Genomic DNA, 23,564 nt, shown 5'->3' on the forward strand with positions numbered 1-23,564 from the left:
ACCTGTTTCCGGTCAGTCCTCGCGAGGGGCCTGCTCGGAGGCGGTGGCGGCCGCCTGCGCGGCGGCGCTGCCGGGCCGCTTCCGCGCCACCCAACCCTCGATATTCCGCTGCTGGCCGCGGGCGACGGCCAGCGAACCGGGCGGCACGTCCTTGGTGATCACCGAGCCGGCGGCGGTGTACGCGCCGTCCCCGACCGTGACGGGAGCCACAAACATGTTGTCCGAGCCGGTACGGCAGTGCGAACCGATCGTCGTGTGGTGCTTGCTCTCACCGTCGTAGTTCACGAACACGCTCGCGGCACCGATGTTCGAATACTCACCGATCGTCGCGTCCCCGACGTACGAGAGGTGCGGAACCTTCGACCCCTCGCCCACCCGGGCGTTCTTCATCTCGACGTACGTACCGGCCTTCGACCTCGGCCCCAGCAGCGTCCCCGGACGCAGGTACGCGTACGGGCCGACCGACGCGCCCTCGCCGACCTCCGCGCGGTCCGCCACCGTGTTGTCCACCCGGGCACCCCGGCCCACGCGCGTGTCCTTCAGGCGGCTGTTCGGGCCCACCTCGGCGTCCTCCGCCACGTGCGTCGCACCCGACAGCTCCGTGTTCGGGTGCACCACCGCGTCGCGCTCGAAGGTCACCGTCACGTCCAGGAACACCGACGCCGGGTCCACGACCGTCACGCCGGCCATCATCGCCCGCTCCAGCAGCCGGCCGTTCAACAGCCGCCGCGCCTCCGCGAGCTGCACGCGGTTGTTGATGCCCAGGATCTCCCGGTGGTCACCCGCCACCGACGCGCCCACCCGGTGCCCGGCCTCGCGCAGGATCCCCAGCACGTCGGTGAGGTACTCCTCGCCCTGGCTGTTGTCCGTGCGGACCTTCCCCAGCGCGTCCGCCAGCAGCTTCCCGTCGAACGCGAAGACACCGGAGTTGATCTCCCGGATCGCACGCTGCGCGTCCGACGCGTCCTTGTGCTCCACGATCGCCGTCACGGCGTCGGTCTCCGGGTCACGGATGATCCGCCCGTACCCCGTCGAGTCCGGCACCTCGGCGGTCAGCACGGTCACGGCGTTGCCGTCGGCGGCGTGCGTCCGCGCCAGCGCGGTCAGCGTCTCGCCCGACAGCAGCGGAGTGTCCCCGCACACCACCACGACGGTCCCGTCCAGCGCCCCGGCGCCCAGCTCCTCCAGCGCCATGCGCACGGCGTGACCGGTGCCGTTCTGCTCGTACTGGATCGCGGTGCGGGTGCCGGCGTAGAGCTCGTCGAGGTGTGCGGTCACCTGCTCGCGGGCGTGCCCGACGACCACGCAGAGGTGCGCGGGATCCAGCTCGCGCGCCGCCGAGACGACGTGACCCACGAGCGAGCGCCCGCAGATCTGGTGCAGGACCTTGGGGGTCTTCGACTTCATGCGGGTGCCCTCACCCGCTGCGAGGACGACGACGGCTGCCGGGCGGTTGGCGCTCACGGGAATGCCCTTCGGCTTCGGGTGGTGGACACCCGCAGGATACCGGGGGGTTCCGGAGCGGAAATGGGGGCGGGGGGCGGTAAGGGGGTGCGGGAACGAGAACGGGTCCTGACGGTGTGGGTCAGGACCCGAACCTGGGAAGTGCTCCCGGGGGAGGACTCGAACCCCCATGATCAGAACCAAAATCTGACGTCTTGCCCTTAGACGACCCGGGATAGCCGCTATGTCCGATTCCGTGATCCGGATGTGGACGCAGCCCCTACTATGCCGTACCAGGAGCCTTCGATGCGACGGTACAAGTCGGCGCTCTGTCGCACCTTGATGACCAGGCATCCGCGGTAACCGTCCCCGACGTTCTTCCGGGTTGTGCGCGGGTTGTGCCTCTTGAGCGTTGTCTTGCCGAACGCGCTGCGGTCGGCGCCGACGATCTCGGCCCAATGGCTCTCGGCGCCTGTCACGTCCGCCGTTTCGTGAATCATGACGCGGTAACCGATGCGTTCGCGTTCCACGCCGAGCAGTGCGAGCCATGCGAGAAACACGAGGATCACGCCGGGGTCGCTGTTCACGAACGTCACGATCTCGCGGCGGGCGTACGGCTTGTCCTTGGTGCCCTCCGCCCAGTACAGGGCCACGCCGGTGAGGAAGAGCTCGCGGTCCGTCATCCGGCCGATGGCGTCCTTGGCGGACTGCTTGGTGCGCCGGCGTTCCTCGTCCCGTCGCTGGAGCGTCACCTCCCATCCCCGCCTCGCGATGGCCGACGCCTCCTCGGGGGTGCGCTTGCGTTCCGGCTTCGGCAGGTCCCGCACCCACAGCGAGATCGAGCTCTTCGAGCAGCCCAGCTCGACCTGGATCTGGTCGTAGGTCAGGCCCTGGAGGCGCAGTTCGCGGGCCTTGGCGCGGAGCTCGTCCTTGGCGCGGGGGCGTTTGGTCCAGTCCGGCGGGGGTTCTCCCTTCACGAGGCGGTGGAGGATGTCGTTGTTGTGGATACCGAGGCGGTCGCGGATCTGGCGGAGGCTGAGGCCTTCGCGGCGGAGGGCGACCGCTTGGGTGCGCAGTTTCTCGAAGTCCGCGTACCTGCCAGTGGTGGTTGTCATGCGGACAGATTGGTCCGGAATGCGGACGTCCGGGTCGCATGCGTGAGCGGTTCACGTGTTCGAGGGATTCTTGTGCGTGTCGCCTGCGGATCGCGGCTCCGTGTGCCGTCGGGCTGGCCGGAAAAGGGGTGGCGGGCGCCCGTAGTCTGGGGGACATGACCACAACGGGGGCACACCAGGAGGCTGCGGGCGCGACCACCCGTGGCTGGTGGTGGTGGGGGCGGCGGCGCAGTGCCGTGCTCGATGTGACGCTGGGGAGCGTGTCGGCGCTGGAGTGCGCGGCGGAGGGGGTCGAGTTCGCGGACTACGCCTCGCTGCCGGTGCCGGTCGGGGTGGTGTTCGGGCTGCTGGCGGGCTCGGTGCTCGTCGTGCGGCGGCGGTGGCCGATCGCCGTGGTGCTCGTCTCGATCGCCATCACGCCCGCCGAGATGGGCTACCTGATGGCCATCGTCGGTCTCTACACGCTCGCGGCGTCCGAGGTGCCCCGGCGGATCATCGCCGCACTGGCGGGGATGTCGCTGGTGGCGGTGCTGATCGTCACGTACGTACGGGTGCAGCAGGACATCGCGTCGGCCGACTTCGATCCGGGGCCCTGGTACGTGCCGCTGATGGCGGTCTTCCTGTCGCTGGGCGTGAACGGTCCGCCCGTGTTCCTCGGGCTGTACATAGGGGCGCGGCGGCGGCTGATGGAGAGTCTGCGGGAGCGCGCGGACAGCCTGGAGCAGGAGCTGTCGTTGCTGGCCGACCGGGCGGAGCAGCGGGCGCAGATGGCGCGTACGGAGGAGCGGACGCGTATCGCGCGGGAGATGCACGACGTGGTGGCGCACCGGGTGAGCCTGATGGTGGTGCACGCGGCGGCGCTCCAGGCGGTGGCGGTGAAGGACCCGCAGAAGGCGGTGCGGAACGCGGCCCTGGTGGGCGACATGGGGCGGCAGGCGCTGACGGAGCTGCGGGAGATGCTCGGGGTGCTGCGCGCGGGTGACCGGGCGCCGGCCCGGGAGACGGTGCCGCTGGCGGCGGTGGGGCGGGCGGCCGCGGCGGTCGCCTCCGCGGCGGGGGCCGGGGAGGTCCCGGGGGTGGAGGACGGTCCGTGCCTGGACGCGGTGGCGGAGCTGGTGGAGCAGTCGCGGCAGGCGGGGATGGTGGTGGAGCTGCTGGTGATGGGGGAGGCGCGGTCGTACGGGCCGCGGGTGGAGTCGACGGCGTACCGGGTGGTGCAGGAGGGGCTGACGAACGTCCACAAGCACGCGGCGGGGGCGAAGGTGGTCGTGCGGTTGGCGCACCGGGGCGATGAGGTGGCGATGCAGGTCGAGAACGGGCCGTCGGACGGCAAGGCGGCGGACGCGGGGCTGCCGAGTGGGGGCAACGGCCTGGTGGGCATGCGGGAGCGGGTGACGGCGCTGGGCGGGGTGTTCGTGTCGGGTCCGACGGACGACGGTGGTTTCAAGGTGTCGGCGGTGCTGCCGGTCGAGGCCGCCTGACCGCCGGGGGCGGCGGGGTGACGGTGGTGACGGGCCGCCCGACCGGGTGGGGTCAGGGGGACGTGAGGCGGGCGGGCTGGGCGCCGGTGACCAGGAGCGCCAGCGCGTGGTCGATGTCGGGGCCCAGGTACCAGTCGCCGGCGTGGTCGATGCTGTAGACGCGCCCCTCGGCGTCGATGGCGAGGACGGCGCGGTTGTCGGCCTCCTCGCCGAGCGGGGCCATGTCGGTGTCGAGGGCGCGGCCGAGGTCGGCGAGGCTGCGGGCGTGGTGGAGGCCGGCCAGCGGGTTCAGGTGGACGGGCGCGGGGGCGATCTGGCGGCCGGGGCCGGGCGCGGTGATGCGCAGGCCGCCGAACTCGGCCCACGCCTCGACGGCGGCGGGGAAGACGCTGTGCCGGTGCCCGGCGGGCGAGAGGTGGGAGCGCAGGGCGTCGGCCCACTGTTCGGCCTGCTTGATGTCCCAGCGGCCGGGCTGCCAGCCCGCTTCCCTCAGGGCGGCGTCCACGGCGACGGGGAAGCGGGTGGTGTTGAGGTCGGGCATGTGCGTGCGGTCAGCCGTTCTGGGCGGTGGTGGGGTCGACGGGGCGTACGCCGAAGTGGGCGAGCAGGGCGGCGCAGGAGCGGCAGGGGGCGGCGTAGGTGCCGTGGAGGGGGTCGCCGTCCTCGCGGATGCGGCGTGCGGTGATCTTGGCGTTCTTGAGGGAGCGGCGGGCCTCGCCCTGGCTGAGGGGTTTGCGCTGGGCGCGCTTGGAGCGGCCCGTCTCGGTGGCGGCGAGGTGGCGGGACAGGAGGATCGCCTCGGGGCAGCGGCCGGTGAAGCGTTCGCGCTGTCCGCTGGTGAGGGTGTCGAGGAAGTCCTGTACGAGGGGGTGCAGCGCGGGCGGCCGGTCACCGCGGCCGGCGGTGCAGGTGAGGGTCTCGCCGCGTACGGAGAGTGCTGCTCCCACCGTGGGCAGGATGCCGTCCCTGCGGTGGCGGAGTATCGGGGTGAGGTTCTGGCCGGTGCTGCTCCAGCTCAGGCGTGGGTCGCCGCCCGTGGCGGACGTCGTGCCTGGTCGTGCTGTGTGCATGATGCGTGTCGTCCCCTCTGCAATCCCCCGAGTTGCGGGGGACAGCCTGCCAAATGGGTGAGCTGATGGGGAAGCGGGGGCGCTGAAACGTGTGATCGGTGTGTCGCGTGATCGTCTGTGGGTCACCTGTGTGTGACGGGTGGTCACCGTGACGGAGCGCGGGTTCCTCCTTCCGGCCCACCGCTTAGGCTGTGCGGACCAGCCAGCAGCAGCAGGGGGCATCCGCCATGACGACAGGTCGGCTCGGGCAGCACAGTGCCGCGCCACCGAACGCGGCCTACGCCGGGCAGGTCGTGCACTTCCCGGACCCGGTCCGCGCCGCCCGGTATCCCGCCGGGGTGCGGGTGGACGGGAACGGGCACCCGGTCTTCTCGCCGTACGCCCGCGCGGCCGCGGAGATCGCCGAGCCGCCGGAGGGCTTCGGCGTGGACGAGCTGCGGCTGACGGACTACGTGTCCGCGAACGCCGCGCTGGCCGCGTCGGGGCACGAGCTGTGGGACACCGTGCCCGCGGTGGCGACGCCGCACGGCTGGACGTGGCACCACGTGTCCGGCACGCGCCGCATGGAGCTGGTGCCGGTGGAGGTCAAGGCGCTGCTGCGGCACCACGGCGGGCTGACGACGACGGCGGTGGACCACGGCAAGCGCGGCACGCGACCGCTGCAGGAGACCCGCCCCGCGCACTTCGGGCTGCCGAAGGGCGCGCTGTCGGTGACCGAGGCGCAGCTCCAGGGCGTGGAGGAGGACCTGGGCTACCGGCTTCCCGGGGCGTACCGCTCGTTTTTGAAGGCGGCGGGCGGCTGCGCGCCGGTCGGCGCGGCCCTCGACGCGGAGCTGGGTCTGCTGGTCGACCAGCCGTTCTTCACGGTCCGGGACGAGGCGGCGGTCAACGACCTGGTGTACGTCAACAAGTGTCTGCGTGATCACCTCACCAAGGACTACCTGGGCGTGGGTTTCGTCCAGGGCGGTCTGCTGGCGGTGAAGGTGCGCGGTGGTGACGTCGGGTCGGTGTGGTTCTGCGCGTTCGACGACGCGCGGGACGAGGACGGTCTGTCGGTGGGGGACCGGGTGGAGCGCCTGCTGCTGCCGTGCGGGGCGGATTTCGACGAGTTCCTCCAGCGGCTGGCGGGCAATCCGCCGGAGCTGGAGACCGTGGCGAACCTGATGGTGGACGGTGGCTTCGCGCACGCCGTCCCGGTGGGGGAGTGAGCTTTCGATGGTGACCTTCGCGCAGGCGCAGGAGCGGGCGGAGGAGTGGGTCAACGGTGACCTGCCCGCGTACCAGCACCGGGAGGTGCGGGTGCGGGAGTTCGACCTGGGGTTCGTGGTGTGGGCGGAGGACCGCGAGAACGGTCCCACGTCCGACGGTGGCCGCCAGCGGCTGGTGATCGCCCGGGACAGCGGCGAGGCGACGCTGTGGCCGGGTCTGCCGGTCGGTGAGGTGATCCGCCGGTACGAGGAGGAGTACGGGGCGCCCGCGGGCGTGCCGGTGGAGGCTCCTTCCGGGCAGCCGGAGCGGATCGACCTCAACCAGACGTCGTTCCTGCTGACTCCGCCGGAGTGGCTGCAGGACGCGGCGGACAGGATGGGCATCCCGGACCGGCGCTCCGAGAGCGGTACGTCGGGCGGCACGTCGGGTGGTGGCACCTCGGGCGGGGCCGCCGCCGGTGGTGGCGGCGTACCGGAGGGGGACACCTCCGGTACGGGTGCGTCCGGTACGGGTGAGGCGCCGGGCACCCCGGCTCCCGCGGCGGCTCCCGCGGTCGTTCCCGACGCGGCTCCGGCCGGGTCCGGCGAGTGGCCCGCCCCGCCCGGGGACCACGAGCCCACCGCGCAGGACGGCGTCCCCGCCTCCGCGCCGTGGAGCGACGTCAACGCGCCCGGCGGTGACGACGCCTCCGTACCGCTGCCCGCGACCGTGTTCGCGCCGCCGCTGTCCGGGTCGGACGACGACGACACTCCGCCGCCCGCCGTGGGCGCCGACGCCCCGACCGCGCTCATGTCGGGGGGCAGCCGGCTGCCGCGCACCGCCATCGCGCCCGCGCTGGATCCGCAGGCGCTGGACCCGCAGCCCTCGGCGCCCGGCGACATCGCGGACGCCGCCACCAGCAAGGCCGCCGTGCCGCCGCGCGGTGCCCGGCCCTCGCGGGGGACGGGGCCGACGACCCCGCCGCCGCCCGGCGCGCCCGGCACCCCCGGTGCGCGTCCGCCCGCCTCGGGCCCGGGTGCGCCCGGCGCGCCCGCCGGGGGGTACGTACCGACGCAGCTCGTCTCGCAGCTGCCGCCCGACGCCACGCCCCCGCCGGGGCCGCCCGCACCGCCGCCGCCTCCGGGGGCCACGCCGCCTCCGGGTGGTGGGGTGCACCACGCGGCGACGATGCTGGCGCACCCGGGCCCCGGTGGTCCCGGTGCTCCGGGTACGCCGCCCCCGCCCGCGCCCCCGGCGCCTCCGGGTGCCACGCCGCCTCCGGGTGGCGGGGTGCACCACGCGGCGACGATGCTGGCGCACCCGGGCCCGGGCGGTCCCGGTGCTCCGGGTACGCCGCCCCCGCCGGGGCCTCCCGGCGCGCCCGGTGGATCCGGTGCCCCTGGTACGCCGCCGCCCCCCGGGCCGCCCGGCCCGCCCGGCGGCGGGGTGCACCACGCGGCGACGATGCTGGCCCAGCCGGGCCCGGGCGGCCCGCTGCCGCCCCCGGCTCCGGCCCCGCCGGCTCCTGCGGCGCCCGCGTACGGCTACCCGCAGCAGCCGCCGACCGGCATGCCGACCGTGGGCCCCGGCTACCAGGCCGTGCTGCGCTACCGCGCGCCCGACGGCTCCGAGGCGCAGCTGATCCGCCGCTCGGCGCCCGGTACGCCGCACCCCGAGTGGCAGATCCTGCACGAGCTGCGCGCCATGAACGTGCCGCCGCAGGCGGTGCTGGAGCTGCACACCGAGCTGGAGTCGTGCGAGCTGCCCGGCGGGTACTGCGCCCGCATGATCCGGGAGACGTGGCCGCAGGCGCGGATCACGTCGATCGCCCCGTACGGGCGCGATCACGCCAGCCGTCAGCAGGGCATGCAGCAACTGATCGTCCACCAGGGCGAGCTGCACCAGGTCGCCGACGGCCCGGCGCGGCCCGCCCCGCTGCGGGTGCCGCTGCCGCCGGTGCAGCCCGCGCCGCCGGTTCCGCCGGAGGGCATCGCCCAGGAGCTGGTGGGCGCGTTCGGGCCGCAGGGGATCTGCCGGTTCGACCAGCGGGCCGTGTCCCGGCAGGGCGTGCCCGAGCTGGTGGCGCGCACGCTGGTGTGGGCGGGCCTGCCGGCGGACTTCGGGCCGTTCTTCTGGGCGCAGCCCGCCCAGCCGGTGGTGCCGACGCTCGCCGAACTGGCCGCGCAGCGGCAGGTGCAGCCGGCGTCCGACGCGGGCTCGTACCTGGTGATCGGTTCCGACTTCGGCCGGGCGATCTGCGTGCAGTACGGCACGGCGCACATCGTGGCCGTGTCGGTCGAGGCGGGCCCCGACGGCCGCCCGGCCGCCCCGCAGTTCGTCAACAGCGGGCTGCCGGAGTTCACCCGGTGCCTGGGGCTGCTGGGCCGGATGTGGCGACTGCGGTTCGGGCTGACGCCGGAGCAGGCGGGCCGCTGGACGGTCGACTTCCAGGCGCAGCTGGCGATGCTGGACCCGGCGGCGCTGTCCTCGCCGGAGAGCTGGTGGTCGGTGCTGCTGGAGCAGATGTGGGACGGACTGCTGTAGCCGCCGCGACGGCCGCGTCGGCCGCTGTTATTGGCGCATAGGCGCCCCTTTCCCTCGGTGCGGGTTGTTGCATCCTGTACCGGGAAGGGGGCGTCAGTCATGAGCGGGTTCGCTGTGGTGTGGGGCCGGGGCTACCGGGCCGAGCAGGTCGACCGGGCCGTCGAGGGGCTGGAGGCCGAACGGGTCGCCGCGCGCCGGCGGGCGGACGAACTGGCCGTACGGCTGGAGGAGCTGACGACGGAGGCGGCGCGGCTGCGGGAGCTCGTGGCACGGTTGCCGCCGCAGCGGTACGAGACGCTGGGCCGGCGCGCCCAGGAGATCCTCGCGCTCGCCGAGGAGGAGGCCGAGGCGCTGCGGGCGGACGCGCTGGAGGAGGCGCGGCGCCTCGCGGACGGCGCGGAGACGGCGGCCCGGTCGGTGCGCGACGCGGCACGCGAGGCCGCCCGGGCGGTACGGGACGCGGCCGAGGCGCGGGCCGGGGAGGCCCTGGCGGCCGCGCGCGAGGGGGCCGGGCAGGCGCGGGCCCGGGCGCTCGCGGAGGCCGAGGAGCGGCGCGGCGAGGGGCTGGCCGCGCTGCGGGAGGCGCGGGAGCGCGCGGAGCGGCTGCTGGCCGAGCAGGACGCCCGGCACACGGAACGGGCGGAGGCGGCGGAGCGCGAGGCGGCCGGGCGGGAGGCGGACCGCGCGGCCCGGCAGGGCGCGCTGCTCGCGGCGGCCGGGGAGCGGCTCGCGGAGGCGGAGCGGGCCCTGGCGGAGACGGCCGAGCGGGCGCGGCACGACCAGGAGGAGGCCGACGCGCGCGCGGCGGAGGTGCTGGCGGGGGCGCGGCTGCGGGCGGAGCGGGTCGAGCGGGAGACGGAGCGCCTGCTGCGGGAGCACGAGACGGCCCGCGACGAGGTTCGGGCGCACATGGCCCATGTCCGCAGCAGCCTCGCCGCGCTGACGGGCCGTTCGGGCACGCCCTAGGTGTACTGGCCCGCAGCGTTGGTGACGGGGCGCGTGCCGGGCGTTCCCGGCCGGGCGGGACTTCCGCGACGCGCCTCAGGGGCCCGGGGCTCAGGCGGTGGGTCCGTCGTCGTCCGTGGTGAGGACGGGGAAGCGGCGCGGGGCGAGCGTCAGGAGGGCCAGGAGCGCGAGGGCTCCGGCCGCGGCGGCGCCGATGTGGACGTACTCCACCGCGGCGTCCACCGCCCTGGGGGTGAGCGCGGTGGGATCGTCGAGACCGCCCTCGGTGAGGCGGGTGGCGAGGACCGCGTTGGCGACGGCGCCGAACAGGGCCGCGCCCACGCTCTGGCCGACCTGCCGGCAGAAGAGGACGGACGCGGTGGTCGTGCCGCGTTCGGCCCAGGGGACGGTGGACTGGACGCCCACGATGAGCGGCAGCTGGAAGAGGCCGAGCGCGCCGCCCAGGAGCAGCATGAGGAGCGCCGGCTGCCACGGCTCGCCCGGGTAGGGCAGGAGCGGGAAGGCCAGGAGGACCAGGACGGCGAGGGACATGCCGGTGACGGCGGTGAGGCGGAACCCTATGCGGGCGTACACGCGGTTGGAGAACGCCGCGCTGATCGGCCAGGACAGGGTCATCGCCGACAGGACGAAACCGGCGGCCACGGGGCCGAGCCCGAGGACGGACTGGGCGTAGGTGGGGAGGAAGACCGTCGGGGCGACCATCAGCAGGCCCAGCGCGCCGAGGGAGAGGTTGACGGCCGCTATGGTGCGGCGGCGCCAGACCCAGCCGGGGATGATCGGCTCGGCGGCGCGGCGCTCGATCCGGACGGTGACGGCCGTCAGCACCGCCGCGCCCGCGAACAGCGCGAGGGACGGCGGGGAGAGCCACGGCCAGGCCACGCCGCCCTGGACGAGCGCGGTCAGCAGCAACGCACCGGTGGTGAAGACCGCGAGCGCGCCCGGCCAGTCGACGCGGGCCTTCGCCCGGGCCCGGGCCGGTTCGGTGAGGTGGCGCACGACCAGCCAGAGCGCGACGGCCCCGACGGGCAGGTTGACCAGGAAGATCCAGCGCCAGTCCGCGTATCCGGCGAGCAGTCCGCCGAGGGCCGGGCCGGCGACGGAGGACGTCGCCCACACCGTGGAGAGCCGGGCCTGGATCCTGGGGCGCTCCTTCAGCGGGTACAGGTCGGCGGCCAGGGTCTGCACGGTGCCCTGCAACGCGCCGCCACCGAGCCCCTGGACGACCCGGAAGGCGATGAGGGACGTCATGCTCCACGCGGCGGCGCACAGCAGCGAACCGACGAGGAACAGGACGATGCCCGCGACCAGGACGGGCTTGCGGCCGAAGGTGTCGGACAGCTTCCCGTACACCGGCAGGGTGACCGTGACGGCGAGGAGGTAGCCGGCGAACAGCCACGAGAAGACGGAGAGCCCGCCGAGGTCGCCGACGATCTGCGGGACGGCGGTGGAGACGACGGTGCCGTCGAGGGCGGCGAGCGCCATGGCCAGCATCAGGGCCGCGACGACCGCTCCCCGGCGGGCGGGCGGCGCGGAGGCCCGGGCGGGGTCCGGCCGGCGGGGGGCGCCGTCGTCGGCACCGTCCTCGGCGCGGTCTGCTCGCCCGGCGGTACCGCTCACGTTCCCCCCAGCCCGTCCGACGCACATACGTGTAGCGAGCAGCATTCCACGCGGGGCGGGAGGCGTCACGGGGTGTGCCACCCCGTGGACACCCGGCGGCGCGGCCGGGGCGTCAGGTCCGGCGCTCCAGCAGCAGGAAGCCGCCCGCCTCGCCGGACACGCGGTAGCGGGCGTCCGGGTGGAGCTGCCGGGCGTAGGTGTACGGGTCGCGCACCCAGCCGGAGGCGTTGTCGAGGGCGATCCAGTCGGGCGTCACGTCCCGGGTGCCGCCCACCCACATGACCCGGCACCGCCCGGCCAGGCGGCTGATCGGCCCCACGTTCGCCTCGACGGTCGCGCCGTCCGGGACGCGGGCGAGGAGCTCCTCCGCCGCCACGGCGCGCGGCGGCTTGCGGTAGGTGGCCGACTCGGTGAGCGCCGCCAGGGGCAGCGACGGGGTGAGGGCGAGGGCGGCCGCGGCGGCGCAGGCGGGGAGCCGGTCGGCGCAGGTGCGCAGCCAGGGGCGAGGGCTGCGGCGCGAGACGTCGGCGGCGTCGGCGAGGGCGAGGATCAGCACCGGCATCAGGACGGCGCTGTAGTGCCAGTCGGTGGACCAGTAGTGGTCGTCGCCGGACAGGAACCGCCAGCCGAGGGTGGGTGCGCCGGCCAGCAGCAGGGGGGAGCGCAGGGCGAGCAGCCCGGTGGTGGGGAGCAGCAGCCACAGAAGGGTGCGCAGCTTGGTGTCGGCCCCGGCGAGCGGCGAGGGGCCGCCGTCGACCTTGGTCCAGTAGTCGTAGCCGCCCGAGGTGTTGAACGCCGGGATGACGGTGGTGAGGGTGAGCAGCGTCGCGGCCGCGCCGAGCACGGCGACCCCGAGCGCGTACACCGCCGCCCGCGGGGACTCCCGGTACGCCCGCCACGCCACCACCAGGGCGATCGCGGCGAGGGTGACGCCCAGGTCCTCCTTGACCAGGACGAGCGGGGGCGCCCACAGGAGGGCGGCGCGCCATCGCCGCCCCAGGAGCGCTTCGAGGGAGAAGGCGATCAGCGGGACGGCGAAGCAGATCTCGTGGAAGTCGAAGTCGACCGCCTGCTGGATGCCCCAGGACAGCCCGTACGCGACGCCGAGGGCGAGACCGGAGCCCCGGCCCAGCAGGCGGGTGGCGGCGCGGGTGACCGGGATCGCGGCGAGCGCGAACAGCGCGGCCTGCGCGACGAGCAGGGTGACCGGCGTGGGGAAGAGCCGGTAGGCGGGGGCCAGCAGGGCGGTGACGGGGCTGAAGTGGTCGCCCAGGATGTTGGCGCCCGGCCCCTTGAGGTCGGCGACCGGCGCCTGGAGGTGGGCGTAGCCCCGGACGGCCTGCTCGAAGATGCCCAGGTCCCAGGAGCGGGTCTCCATGCGGTGGTGGCGCAGGACGGAGAGGGTCGCGTACGCGGCGAACAGCGCGAGTGCGAGGAGGTGCGGCGCGCGGTCCGTCCGGGTCCGCCGGGGGGTGCCCGGAGGGGACGGACGGCGCGCGCCGGGTATTCGGACCGGCTCGTCGGCGGTGTCCGGTGGGGCGAGGACGGCTCCACGCATGAGGGGGGGCTCCTTAAGGGGCTTACGGGGTGCCGGGCGCTCCGGTCCCGGGCGTGGTGGGTGTGGCGGGGGTGGTGGGCGGCGCCGGGAAGGTCGACGCCGGAGAGGTGGAGGAGGACGGTGACGGGGGCGGGGGCGGGGGCGGGGACGGTGTGGGGGAGGGCGACAGGGACGGGGCCGGGCCCGTGGGCGACGGGGCCGCCGGCGGGGCCGGCGCGTCCGGCCGCAGCCCCAGCGCGGCGAGCGCGCCCGTCGTGGCCAGGACGCACACGGCGACGCCGGCCGCCGAGGCCGCCACGGTACGCCGCCGGCGGCGCGCGCCCCGCACGACCACCCGCGCGGCGGGCTCCGGCACGGCCGCCCGCGCCCCGGCCGCGGCGGCACCCTTGAGCGCCGCGGCGAGGGCCTCGTCGACCCGGTCGCGCGCCCCCGGGGCGGGCGTCCCGTGGGTGCCCCCGGCACCGCCGGGTGCCCCGGCGGCGTTGTCGTCACGCGGATCGGTCACCGTGCTGCTCCTCGGCTTCCTCGGTGGCGGAGAGGTGGGGTGCGAGGGCGTGCCTGGCCCGCGACAGGTGGGTCTTGACGGTGCCGGCCGAGATGCCGGTCTCGTCGGCGACCTGCTGCACGCTCAGGTCGCAGACGTAGTGCAGGACGGCGACCCGGCGCTGCCGGTCGGGCAACCGGCGCAGCGCCGTGACCAGGGCGACCGTGCCCGGTCCTGGCGCGGGCACCGCCGAGGCGAGGCCGTCGCCGTGCCGCCGCCACGCCTCGGCGGACCGCTTCCGGCGGCGCCACCGGCTGACGGCGAGCCTCCCCCTGGGCCTTCGGCCCGGGGGGACCCCCAGCCACGGTACGCACCCACGCCTCCGGCCCGGCGTCCCGGGACAGCCGCGAGCGGCGCCCCCAGGCCCGTACGAACGCCTCCTGGACCACGTCCTGGGCCTCGTGGAGGTCGCCCGTCATCAGGTACAGCTGGCCGACGAGCCGCGTGGCGGAGTGGGCGTACAGCTCCTGGAACTCCTCTTCGGTCAATGCGGCTCCCGGCACGGGTCGGACATGTCTCATGGCGTATACGTCCGGGGGGACGGTCCCGGTTGACATGCGGCCGCACGAATTTCCGGACGCACGCCCCGTACGGACGTCCCCGGGCCCGGGAAGGGTTTCGGGGGCGGGTGTCGGAGCGACGTCGTACGCTGGGAAACCCCCGGCCCGTGAGACGTGTCGGGCCCTTCGCGTTGCCCCACACCCCGGATGGAAGCCTTCATGAGCTTGCACGGTCTGCTCGACGCCGTCGTCAAGGACCCCGCCCTCGCCGAAGCGGTCGGCGCCGCCGCAGACGGCCACCGGGCCCACGTCGACCTGGTCGGCCCGCCCGCGGCGCGTCCCTTCGCGCTCGCCGCGCTGGCCCGGGACGCGGGCCGGCCGGTGCTCGCGGTGACGGCGACGGGCCGGGAGGCGGAGGACCTGGCGGCCGCGCTGCGCAGCCTGCTGGACCCGGACACCGTGGTGGAGTACCCGTCGTGGGAGACGCTGCCGCACGAGCGCCTCTCGCCCCGCTCGGACACCGTGGGCCGCCGCCTGGCCGTGCTGCGCCGGCTCGTCCACCCGTCGCCGGACGACCCGGCGGCCGGCCCCGTGTCGGTCGTCGTCGCACCCGTGCGCTCCGTGCTCCAGCCGCAGGTCAAGGGCCTGGGCGAGCTGGAGTCCGTGGCGCTGCGCACCGGGCAGCAGGCCGACCTGAACGAGGTGGTGGAGGGCCTCGCGGCGGCGGCGTACGCGCGCGTGGAGCTGGTCGAGAAGCGCGGCGAGTTCGCGGTGCGCGGCGGCATCCTGGACGTGTTCCCGCCGACGGAGGAGCACCCGCTGCGCGTCGAGTTCTGGGGCGACGACGTCGAGGAGATCCGGTACTTCAAGGTCGCCGACCAGCGGTCCCTGGAGATCGCCGAACACGGCCTGTGGGCCCCGCCGTGCCGCGAGCTGCTGCTGACGGCCTCCGTCCGGGAGCGGGCGGCGGCGCTGGCCGAGGCCCACCCGGAGCTGGGGGAACTGCTCGGCAAGATCGCCGAGGGGATCGCCGTGGAGGGCATGGAGTCCCTCGCGCCCGTCCTGGTGGACGAGATGGAGCTGCTGCTCGACGTGCTGCCCAAGGGCGCCATGGCGGTGGTGTGCGACCCGGAGCGGGTGCGGACCAGGGCCGCCGACCTGGTGGCCACCTCCCAGGAGTTCCTGCACGCCTCGTGGGCGGCGACCGCGGGCGGCGGTCAGGCGCCGATCGACGTCGGCGCGGCGTCGCTGTGGGGCATCGCGGACGTCCGGGACCGGGCGCGCGAGCTGGGCATGATGTGGTGGTCGGTGTCGCCGTTCGCGGCGGACGACGAGCTGGACGATGACACGCTCAAGCTGGGCATGCACGCCCCGGAGTCGTACCGCGGCGACACCGCCCGGGCGCTCGCCGACACCAAGGGCTGGCTGGCGGACGGCTGGCGCACGGTGTTCGTCACCGAGGCGCACGGCCCCGCGGCCCGTACGGTCGAGGTGCTGGGCGGCGAGGGCATCGCGGCCCGCCTCGACAAGGACCTGAAGGACATCGAGCCGTCCCTGGTGCACGTGGCGTGCGGTGCGGTCGAGTACGGCTTCGTCGACCCGGCGCTGCGGCTGGCGGTCCTCACCGAGACCGACCTGACCGGCCAGAAGGCGGCCGGCAAGGACGGCCAGCGGATGCCCACGCGGCGCCGCAAGACGATCGACCCGCTGACCCTGGAGACCGGCGATTACATCGTCCACGAGCAGCACGGCGTGGGCCGCTACATCGAGATGGTGCAGCGCACCGTCCAGGGCGCCACCCGCGAGTACCTCCTCGTCGAGTACGCGCCCGCCAAGCGCGGCCAGCCCGGTGACCGCCTCTACATCCCGACCGACCAGCTGGAGCAGGTCACCAAGTACGTCGGTGGCGAGGCGCCGACGCTCCACCGGCTCGGCGGCGCCGACTGGACCAAGACCAAGGCGCGGGCGAAGAAGGCGGTCAAGGAGATCGCCGCCGACCTGATCAAGCTGTACAGCGCCCGGATGGCCGCCCCCGGCCACGCCTTCGGCGCGGACACCCCGTGGCAGCGGGAGCTGGAGGACGCCTTCCCTTACGCGGAGACGCCCGACCAGCTGTCCACCATCGCCGAGGTGAAGGAGGACATGGAGAAGACGGTCCCCATGGACCGCCTCATCTGCGGCGACGTCGGCTACGGCAAGACGGAGATCGCGGTGCGGGCCGCGTTCAAGGCGGTGCAGGACGGCAAGCAGGTCGCGGTCCTGGTGCCCACCACGCTGCTCGTGCAGCAGCACTTCGGCACGTTCTCCGAGCGGTACTCCCAGTTCCCGGTCGTCGTGCGGGCCCTGTCCCGGTTCCAGACCGACGCGGAGGCCAAGGCCACGCTGGAAGGGCTGAAGGACGGCGCGGTCGACATCGTCATCGGCACGCACCGGCTGTTCTCCTCGGAGACGAAGTTCAAGGACCTGGGCCTGGTCATCGTCGACGAGGAGCAGCGCTTCGGCGTCGAGCACAAGGAGCAGCTGAAGAAGCTGCGCGCCAACGTCGACGTGCTCACCATGTCCGCCACCCCCATCCCCCGGACGCTGGAGATGGCGGTGACCGGCATCCGCGAGATGTCGACCATCACCACCCCGCCGGAGGAGCGGCACCCGGTCCTCACCTTCGTCGGCCCGTACGAGGAGAAGCAGATCGGCGCGGCGATCCGCCGCGAGCTGCTGCGCGAGGGCCAGGTCTTCTACATCCACAACCGGGTCGAGTCCATCGACCGGGCGGCGGCCCGCCTCCGCGAGATCGTGCCCGAGGCGCGCATCGCGACCGCGCACGGCCAGATGTCGGAGTCGGCCCTGGAACAGGTGGTCGTGGACTTCTGGGAGAAGAAGTTCGACGTGCTGGTCTCCACGACGATCGTCGAGTCCGGCATCGACATCTCCAACGCCAACACCCTGATCGTGGAGCGCGGCGACAACTTCGGCCTCTCGCAGCTGCACCAGCTGCGCGGCCGGGTGGGCCGCGGCCGCGAGCGGGGCTACGCGTACTTCCTCTACCCGCCGGAGAAGCCGCTGACGGAGACCGCGCACGAGCGGCTCGCGACGATCGCCCAGCACACCGAGATGGGCGCCGGCATGTACGTGGCGATGAAGGACCTGGAGATCCGCGGCGCGGGCAACCTGCTCGGCGGCGAGCAGTCCGGCCACATCGCGGGCGTCGGTTTCGACCTGTACGTCCGCATGGTGGGCGAGGCGGTGGCGGACTACCGGGCCTCCCTGGAGGGCGGCGTCGAGGAGGAGCCGCCGCTGGAGGTCAAGATCGAGCTGCCGGTCGACGCGCACGTCCCGCACGACTACGCGCCCGGCGAGCGGCTCCGGCTCCAGGCGTACCGGGCGATCGCCTCCGCGAACACGGAGGAGGACATCGCGGCGGTCCGCGAGGAGCTCACCGACCGTTACGGCAAGCTCCCCGAACCGGTGGAGAACCTGCTGCTGGTCGCCGGCCTGCGGATGCTGGCCCGCGCGTGCGGCGTCGGCGAGATCGTCCTCCAGGGGCCGAACGTCCGCTTCGCCCCGGTGGACCTGCGCGAGTCGCAGGAGCTGCGCCTCAAGCGCCTCTACCCCCGCACGGTCATCAAGGCGCCCACGCACCAGATCCTGGTGCCGCGCCCCACCACGGGCAAGATCGGCGGCAAGCCGGTGGTGGGCCGCGAACTGCTGGCGTGGACGGGCGAGTTCCTCACGACGATCCTGGGTTCGTAGACCGGGGGCGGGCGCCGGGGCGTAGGGCCTGCGACGGTCCCGGGGCGCGGGCCTACGATGCGGGGATGCGCCGTACGCTCCGGGCCGCCGCCCTCGCCCTGTCCCTCGCCGCGCCCCTGGCCGCCGGGTGCGGCGTGCTGGACGACGCCTCCCCGGCGCACGGCCCGTCGTCCGGCACGCGCGCGGCCGGGCCGCTCGACAACCCCGACGGTACGAAGCCGGGACTCGCGCCCCTCACGACCGACGCCGACCGGGCGGCGGCGCGGCGGCTCGTCGAGGCGCTCCCCGTCAAAGGCCGCGGGGCCAGGACCGGTTACGACCGGGACGAGTTCGGTTACGCCTGGATGGACACCGCCGACGGCGTGCCGCTGGCGCGCAACGGCTGCGACACCCGCAACGACCTCCTGCGCCGCGACGGGCAGGACGTGCGCTTCCGGTCCGGTTCCGACTGCGTGGTGGTGGCGATGACGCTGCACGACCCTTACACCGGCAAGGACATCGCCTGGAAGAAGGCGGAGGCGGCGGACGTGCAGGTGGATCACGTCGTACCGCTGTCGTACAGCTGGCAGATGGGCGCCTCGCGCTGGCCGGAGCGCACCCGCGAACAGCTGGCGAACGATCCGCTGAACCTGCTGCCGGTCGACGGCGCGACGAACGGCCGGAAGGGCGATTCGGGCCCGGCGTCCTGGCTGCCGCCGCACAAGGCCGTCCGGTGCGCGTACGCGGTGCGGTTCGCGCAGGTGGCGAAGAAGTACCGGCTGGCCGTGACGGCGGCGGACCGGCGCACGATGCTGGCGCAGTGCGGCGGCTGAACCGTGCGGCGGATGAGCCGGTGCGGGCGATAAACCCGTTGGGCGCGGCGCGCCGGGCTGTTTAGCCTGCCCGGATGGAACTGCACATAACGACGCTCGCCGAGCGGCCCGAACTCCAGGGCACCCTCTGGGACATGCTCGACCTGTGGCCGGAGTTCATGCGCCACGACCCCATCGGCTGGGCCAACATCGGCCGGATCGTCACCGAGCTGCCGGAGTACGTGCTCGTCGCCACCGACGCCGAGGGGGCGGTCGTGGCACGCGGGTTCAGCGTTCCGTTCCAGCTGCGGGCGCAGGGGCGCGGTGACCTGCCCGCGACCGGCTGGGACCAGGTGCTGTTGTGGGCGTTCTCGGACCGGCGGCACGGGCGCATCCCCGACACGGTGAGCGCGATCGAGATCGCCGTCGACACCCGTGTCCAGGGCAAGGGCGTGTCGGCGCGGATGCTGGCCGCCATGCGGGACAACGCGGCGCGGATGGGCTTCCGCGAGGTCGTCGCACCGGTCCGCCCCAGCGGCAAGCACCTGGAGGCCGGGACGCCGATGCACGAGTACGCGTTCCGTACGCGGCCGGAGGACGGGCTGCCGCACGACCCCTGGCTGCGGGTCCACGTCCGCGCGGGCGGGGTCGTGGAGGCGGTGGCGCCCGCCTCGATGACGATCGCGCACTCGGTGGAGCGCTGGCGGGAGTGGACCGGGCTGCCGTTCGACACGGACGGCCCGGTGGAGGTGGAGGGCGCGCTGGCGCCGGTGCGGTGCGAGGCGTCGAGCGGGTACGCCGTGTACGTCGAGCCCAACGTGTGGGTGCGCCACCGGCTTTGAGCTCCGCCGTGTGCGGTGCGCACACGGCGGAGCCGGACGGGCCGTCCCCTCCGACGGCCCGTCCGGCTCCTCGCGTTCCCCCCGTCGGTCCCTCTACTCCGCGCCCAGCGCGTCCAGGTCCACGATGTCCTTCTCGGCCGGCTTCTTGGCCGGAACGGGCTTGCCGTAGTCGAGGAACGACATCGTGCCCGGCTCGTCGCCGCCCTTCACGTCGACCTTCAGCAGGTACGGCTCACCCTCGGTGGCGACGTAGATCTTGTACGTCGTGGCGCCGTCCTTCTCGGTGAGGGTCAGGGCCTTCTTGCCGTTGACGGTGGTCTCCTCGCCGCGCTCGGCGGCGTTGCGGCCGGTCTCGAACTCGGACAGCAGCGTGTTGAGTTCGCACATCCCCAGGCTGTCCTTGGCCTCCGGGTCGTCGATGTCCGTCTTCACCCAGCGGCCCTTGAGCATGGTGAGCACGGCCTCCGTCTCCTCGGGCGAGGAGCCCTCGTTCTGGTCGCGCAGGAACGCCTCGTCGAAGCGCAGGTAGGCGAGCCCCCCGGTGCGGAGGATCTCCATGGTGCCGGTGGCGCCCAGGGTGACGGTGCCGGCGCACTGCCCCTTGGTGTCCAGGGCCAGGAACGTCTTCGTCCGGCCGTCCTCCGTCGTGAGGTCGGCGTCGAGTGTGAGGGAGGTGGCCGACTTGGTCGCCTTGATGGCCTTATTGGCTATCTGCTGGCCCGAGAGGCCCGGGAAGGGGCCCTTCTCCTCCGCCTTGGCGCCCGCCGTGCCGGTGGGGCCGCAGGCGCTCAGGCCGAGGGCGGCGGACGTGCACAGGGCGGCCACGAGGGAGACCTTCAGGGCGCGACGGGTGGTGGCAGACATGGGGTGACGACTCCGGGGGTGAAGGGTGAAGGGGTGATGGGGTGAAGAGGTGAAAGGGGGTGGGGAGGGGGAGGGGCGCGACACGACCTAGAGCGTGAGCTCCCACTGCGTGGGGTTGTAGTCGAAGCCGGGGGTGACCTCGACGGTCAGGGTCTTGGCGTCGGCGGGGGCGTCGAAGGCGTACTTCACGGTGGCCTTCTTGCCGGGCAGGACGGTGCCGGTGAAGCCCTTGCCGTACGTGTCGCCGTCGAAGATCTCCTCGGCGGTCGCGCCCTCCGCGCCGGCCCGGGCGCTGACGGCGAGGGAGTCACTGGCGAACGCCTTCTTGCCGCCGTTCTCGACGACGATCGAGACCTCGTAGACCTTGTTGCCCTCGGTGTGGCCGATGGCGTACTCGCCGGCCTCGACGGGCTTCGGTGCGGACACGCTCACCTGGAGGTCGTCGTCGTAGACGGAGGCGTCGCCGGCGGCCAGCGGCTTGCCGTCGGGCGTCTCCTCCGCCGCGGGGGCGCCGCTCTCGGCGGTGGACGGGTCCTTCGGCGCCGTGCTGGCACTGTCCAGCGCCTTGTCGACCTCCTCGACGACGTCGCTCGCGGCCTTGAACACGATCACCGCGCCGACGACCGAGAGGATCATCGCGACCAGGCCGAGCACCGCGCCGGCCGTGGCCACGCCCTTGTTGGCGGCCTCGCCCCTCTTCGCCCGGCCCCGGCCGGAGAGGCCCAGGATCAGGGCCAGGACGCCGAGCACGCCGGCCACCCAGAACAGCAGGGGGATCACACCGGCCAGGGCGCCGATGACACCGAGCACGAGCGCCGCCGTACCGAGTCCGTTGCGGACCGGCTGCGGCTGTGGTGCCGGCGCGCCGCCGTAGGGGCCCGGGTAGGGCTGGTGGCTGCCGTGCTGGTTCTGGGGCTGCTGCGTGAAGTCGGACATGGGTCCCCCTCGGACCGTGCATGGGTGGGTTCGGGGCTTCACAGCTGCCCCGTGCGGCGACGGGTCAATAAGACCAGAGGCTGTGAACCGAGTCAACACGGTTCACAAAGTTGAGATCGGCTCACACTGTGAAGGGGTTCGTCCTGTGCTCGGTTGTAGGATCGGCGCCACAGCAGCAGAGGGAAGGGAGTCGGCCGGTGCCGGACAACGCAGCAGAGGTGACCGCGGCCGGGATCGCCCGGCTCGCCGGAGTGGGGCGTGCCGCGGTCAGCAACTGGCGGCGCAGGCACGCCGACTTCCCCAAGCCCGTCGGGGGCACCGAGACCAGTCCGTCCTTCGCCCTCGCCGACGTCGAGCGGTGGCTGCGCGCCCAGGGCAAGCTCGCCGAGGTTCCGCTGCGCGAACGCGTCTGGCAGCACGTCGCCGGACACCCCGCCGGAGCCGTCACCGCCCTCCTCCACGCGGGCTGCGCCCTCCTCCTCGTACGGGACCGGCCCAGCGGCTGGCTGGAGCTGAGCGCGGTCTCCGACGAGCGCCTGGCCGAACTGCTGCCCGCCGCGCTGGACGAGGTCCTGACGCTGCGCCTCGGCACCGACCGGACCGTCCCCACCCCCCGCCCGGCCGAACTCGCCCCCTCCGTCCCCCTGCTGCGGTCCGCCACCGAGCTCGCCGCCGGGGCGGGCGCCCGCCAGGCCTTCGAGTTCCTCCTCGGCCGCCACCTGGACGCCAACCCCCGCCAGTACACGCTGACCCCGCCCGGCCCCGCCTCCCTCATGGCCGAACTCGCCGCGCCCGCCGCCACCGTCCCCGCCGCCACCGTCCTCGACCCCGCGTGCGGGACCGGCGCCCTGCTGCGCGCCGTCCCCGGCCCGGCCGCCCTGTACGCCCAGGAGACCGACCGCGACCTGGCCGCGCTCACCGCCCTGCGGCTGGCCCTCCAGTCCGGCGCCGAGGTGCGCGCCCGGGCCGGCGACGCGCTGCGCGCCGACGCGTTCGGGCAGCTGGCCGCCGACGCGGTGCTCTGCCACCCGCCCTTCAACGAACGCAACTGGGGCCACGAGGAGCTGGCCTACGACCCGCGCTGGGAGTACGGCTTCCCCGCCCGCACCGAGTCCGAACTGGCCTGGGTCCAGCACGCCCTGGCCAGGCTGCGCCCCGGGGGCACCGCCGTCCTGCTGATGCCGCCCGCGGCCGCCTCCCGCCGCTCCGGCCGCCGCATCCGGGCCGACCTGCTGCGCCGCGGCGCGCTGCGGGCGGTCGTCGCCCTCCCGGCGGGGGCGGCGCCCCCGTACGGCGTCCCGCTCCACCTGTGGGTGCTGCGCAAGCCCGTCGCGGGCGCCCCCGCCTCACCGGAACTGCTGCTCGTCGACACCTCCGAGCACACCGACGCGGGCCGCGACAAGCTCGACTGGCCGGCCGTCCACACCGCCGTGCTCGACGCGTGGACGCCCTTCGACAAACACGGCACGGTCACCGAACGGCCCGGCGCCCACCGGTCCGTCCCCGTCATCGAACTCCTCGACGACGACGTCGACCTCGCCCCCGCCCGCCACCTGCCGCCCCCGGCCGCCGCCGGCGGAGCCGAGGAACTGGCCGGAGTGCGCGACCGGCTGACCGCCGTACTGCGCCGCACCGGCGAGCTCACCCCGCCGCCCGCCCGCACCTCCCCGCACCCCGGACCCGCCCGCCTGCCCGGCGTCACGGTCGGCGAACTCGCCCGCACCGGCGCCCTGGAGCTGCTCACGGGCTCCGGCACCGCCACCGGCCCGGTCGCCGTCCTCACCGAACAGGACGTCCTGGCCGGCCGGCCCCCCTCCGGCACCCTCCCCGAGGGCGGCGGCGACGAGCCGGTGCTCGTCCGCGCCGGTGACGTCGTCGTACCGGTCCTCGGCGGCGGCTCGATCGCCCGGGTCGCCGACGCCGCCACCGAGGGCGCCGCCCTGGGCCGCAACCTCCAGCTGCTGCGCCCCGACCCGGCCGCCCTCGACCCCTGGTTCCTGGCCGGCTTCCTGCGCGGCACCGCCAACAACCGCCAGGCCAGCAGCTACGCGTCCACCGCGACCCGCCTGGACGTCCGGCGCCTCCAGCTGCCCCGCCTCCCGCTCGCCGAACAGCAGCGCTACGGCGAGCGGTTCCGGGCGCTCGCCGAGTTCGAGGAGGCGCTGCGCCTCGCGGGGCGGCTGGGCGAGCGGCTGGTGCGGGGCATGTACGACGGGCTGACGGACGGCACGGTCGAGGCCTGACGGAACGGCCCGCCGACGGCCCGGGCGGCGCCGCGTGATCAGTTCGACAACGGTTCCGTACAACCCCGGCGCCGCTGTCGGTGTCGATGTATACGCTCGTCCTCTCGTCCGA

17 protein-coding genes, 1 tRNA gene and 1 pseudogene are annotated in these 23,564 nt (G+C 74.4%); 8 read left to right on the forward strand and 11 right to left on the reverse strand.

Going from position 1 to position 23,564, the window contains the following annotated elements; genetic code table 11:
* Positions 1 to 12: 12 nt before the first annotated feature.
* From glmU to EIZ62_RS19535, 3 genes are all read right to left on the reverse strand, one after another.
* Entirely contained in the window at positions 13 to 1,464 is a 1,452-nt protein-coding gene (gene glmU / locus EIZ62_RS19525) for a bifunctional UDP-N-acetylglucosamine diphosphorylase/glucosamine-1-phosphate N-acetyltransferase GlmU (protein ID WP_156693938.1), read from the reverse strand.
* A gap of 144 nt (positions 1,465 to 1,608) precedes the next feature.
* Positions 1,609 to 1,679: transfer RNA gene (locus EIZ62_RS19530), tRNA-Gln, on the reverse strand.
* Positions 1,680 to 1,685: 6 nt separating this feature from the next.
* On the reverse strand, positions 1,686 to 2,558 hold the full coding sequence (locus EIZ62_RS19535; RefSeq protein ID WP_156693939.1) for a hypothetical protein: 873 nt from the start codon (positions 2,556 to 2,558) through the stop codon (positions 1,686 to 1,688).
* A gap of 155 nt (positions 2,559 to 2,713) precedes the next feature.
* On the opposite strand from EIZ62_RS19535, the gene EIZ62_RS19540 reads away from it, so the two are divergent.
* Entirely contained in the window at positions 2,714 to 4,039 is a 1,326-nt protein-coding gene (locus EIZ62_RS19540) for a sensor histidine kinase (protein WP_156693940.1), read from the forward strand.
* 52 nt (positions 4,040 to 4,091) lie between these two features.
* Here EIZ62_RS19540 and EIZ62_RS19545 read toward each other — a convergent pair whose 3' ends face one another.
* Positions 4,092 to 4,580, reverse strand: a complete 489-nt coding sequence (locus tag EIZ62_RS19545; RefSeq protein WP_156693941.1) for an SUKH-3 domain-containing protein — start codon at positions 4,578 to 4,580, stop codon at positions 4,092 to 4,094.
* 10 nt (positions 4,581 to 4,590) lie between these two features.
* Positions 4,591 to 5,109 carry a YwqJ-related putative deaminase gene (locus EIZ62_RS19550; protein WP_156693942.1) on the reverse strand — a complete coding sequence of 173 codons (519 nt, stop codon included), beginning with the start codon at positions 5,107 to 5,109 and terminating at the stop codon, positions 4,591 to 4,593.
* A 227-nt stretch (positions 5,110 to 5,336) separates the two neighbouring features.
* On the opposite strand from EIZ62_RS19550, the gene EIZ62_RS19555 reads away from it, so the two are divergent.
* The 3 genes from EIZ62_RS19555 (at position 5,337) to EIZ62_RS19565 (ending at position 9,807) form a co-directional block, all read left to right on the forward strand.
* Positions 5,337 to 6,317: an SMI1/KNR4 family protein gene (locus EIZ62_RS19555; protein ID WP_156693943.1), complete on the forward strand. Its 981-nt coding sequence runs from the start codon at positions 5,337 to 5,339 to the stop codon at positions 6,315 to 6,317.
* A gap of 7 nt (positions 6,318 to 6,324) precedes the next feature.
* Entirely contained in the window at positions 6,325 to 8,841 is a 2,517-nt protein-coding gene (locus EIZ62_RS19560) for an SUKH-4 family immunity protein (protein WP_156693944.1), read from the forward strand.
* Between the two features lie 99 nt (positions 8,842 to 8,940).
* On the forward strand, positions 8,941 to 9,807 hold the full coding sequence (locus EIZ62_RS19565; protein WP_156693945.1) for a coiled-coil domain-containing protein: 867 nt from the start codon (positions 8,941 to 8,943) through the stop codon (positions 9,805 to 9,807).
* A gap of 90 nt (positions 9,808 to 9,897) precedes the next feature.
* Here EIZ62_RS19565 and EIZ62_RS19570 read toward each other — a convergent pair whose 3' ends face one another.
* From EIZ62_RS19570 to EIZ62_RS19585, 4 genes and pseudogenes are all read right to left on the reverse strand, one after another.
* On the reverse strand, positions 9,898 to 11,451 hold the full coding sequence (locus EIZ62_RS19570) for an MFS transporter (RefSeq protein ID WP_156693946.1): 1,554 nt from the start codon (positions 11,449 to 11,451) through the stop codon (positions 9,898 to 9,900).
* Between the two features lie 85 nt (positions 11,452 to 11,536).
* Positions 11,537 to 12,982, reverse strand: a complete 1,446-nt coding sequence (locus tag EIZ62_RS19575; protein ID WP_156693947.1) for a DUF2079 domain-containing protein — start codon at positions 12,980 to 12,982, stop codon at positions 11,537 to 11,539.
* Positions 12,983 to 13,004: 22 nt separating this feature from the next.
* Positions 13,005 to 13,487, reverse strand: a complete 483-nt coding sequence (locus EIZ62_RS19580) for a hypothetical protein (RefSeq protein WP_156693948.1) — start codon at positions 13,485 to 13,487, stop codon at positions 13,005 to 13,007.
* Positions 13,471 to 14,014, reverse strand: a pseudogene (locus EIZ62_RS19585) (SigE family RNA polymerase sigma factor). Before EIZ62_RS19585 ends, EIZ62_RS19580 begins: the two are co-directional and overlap by 17 nt.
* A 231-nt stretch (positions 14,015 to 14,245) precedes the next feature.
* Here EIZ62_RS19585 and mfd point away from each other — a divergent pair.
* From mfd to EIZ62_RS19600, 3 genes are all read left to right on the forward strand, one after another.
* A complete protein-coding gene (mfd, locus tag EIZ62_RS19590) occupies positions 14,246 to 17,776 on the forward strand; it encodes a transcription-repair coupling factor (protein WP_156693949.1) in 3,531 nt (1,176 codons plus the stop codon).
* 65 nt (positions 17,777 to 17,841) lie between these two features.
* Complete coding sequence (locus EIZ62_RS19595) at positions 17,842 to 18,588, forward strand: HNH endonuclease family protein (RefSeq protein ID WP_156693950.1); 747 nt, start codon at positions 17,842 to 17,844, stop codon at positions 18,586 to 18,588.
* A gap of 74 nt (positions 18,589 to 18,662) precedes the next feature.
* The gene (locus EIZ62_RS19600) at positions 18,663 to 19,409 is read left to right on the forward strand and encodes an N-acetyltransferase (protein ID WP_156693951.1); all 747 of its coding nucleotides are present in this window, start codon (positions 18,663 to 18,665) and stop codon (positions 19,407 to 19,409) included.
* 93 nt (positions 19,410 to 19,502) lie between these two features.
* On the opposite strand, the gene EIZ62_RS19605 is transcribed toward EIZ62_RS19600, so the two are convergent.
* Together EIZ62_RS19605 and EIZ62_RS19610 are read right to left on the reverse strand one after the other, a co-directional pair.
* Positions 19,503 to 20,273, reverse strand: a complete 771-nt coding sequence (locus EIZ62_RS19605) for a hypothetical protein (RefSeq protein WP_156693952.1) — start codon at positions 20,271 to 20,273, stop codon at positions 19,503 to 19,505.
* 87 nt (positions 20,274 to 20,360) lie between these two features.
* A complete protein-coding gene (locus tag EIZ62_RS19610; protein WP_156693953.1) occupies positions 20,361 to 21,209 on the reverse strand; it encodes a DUF4190 domain-containing protein in 849 nt (282 codons plus the stop codon).
* Positions 21,210 to 21,406: 197 nt separating this feature from the next.
* Here EIZ62_RS19610 and EIZ62_RS19615 point away from each other — a divergent pair, with 197 nt between their 5' ends.
* Positions 21,407 to 23,452: an N-6 DNA methylase gene (locus EIZ62_RS19615; protein WP_244375816.1), complete on the forward strand. Its 2,046-nt coding sequence runs from the start codon at positions 21,407 to 21,409 to the stop codon at positions 23,450 to 23,452.
* Positions 23,453 to 23,564: the final 112 nt, after the last annotated feature.

The sequence above is a fragment of the Streptomyces ficellus genome (genome assembly GCF_009739905.1).
In the GTDB taxonomy this organism is placed as follows: Bacteria; Actinomycetota; Actinomycetes; order Streptomycetales; family Streptomycetaceae; genus Streptomyces; species Streptomyces ficellus_A.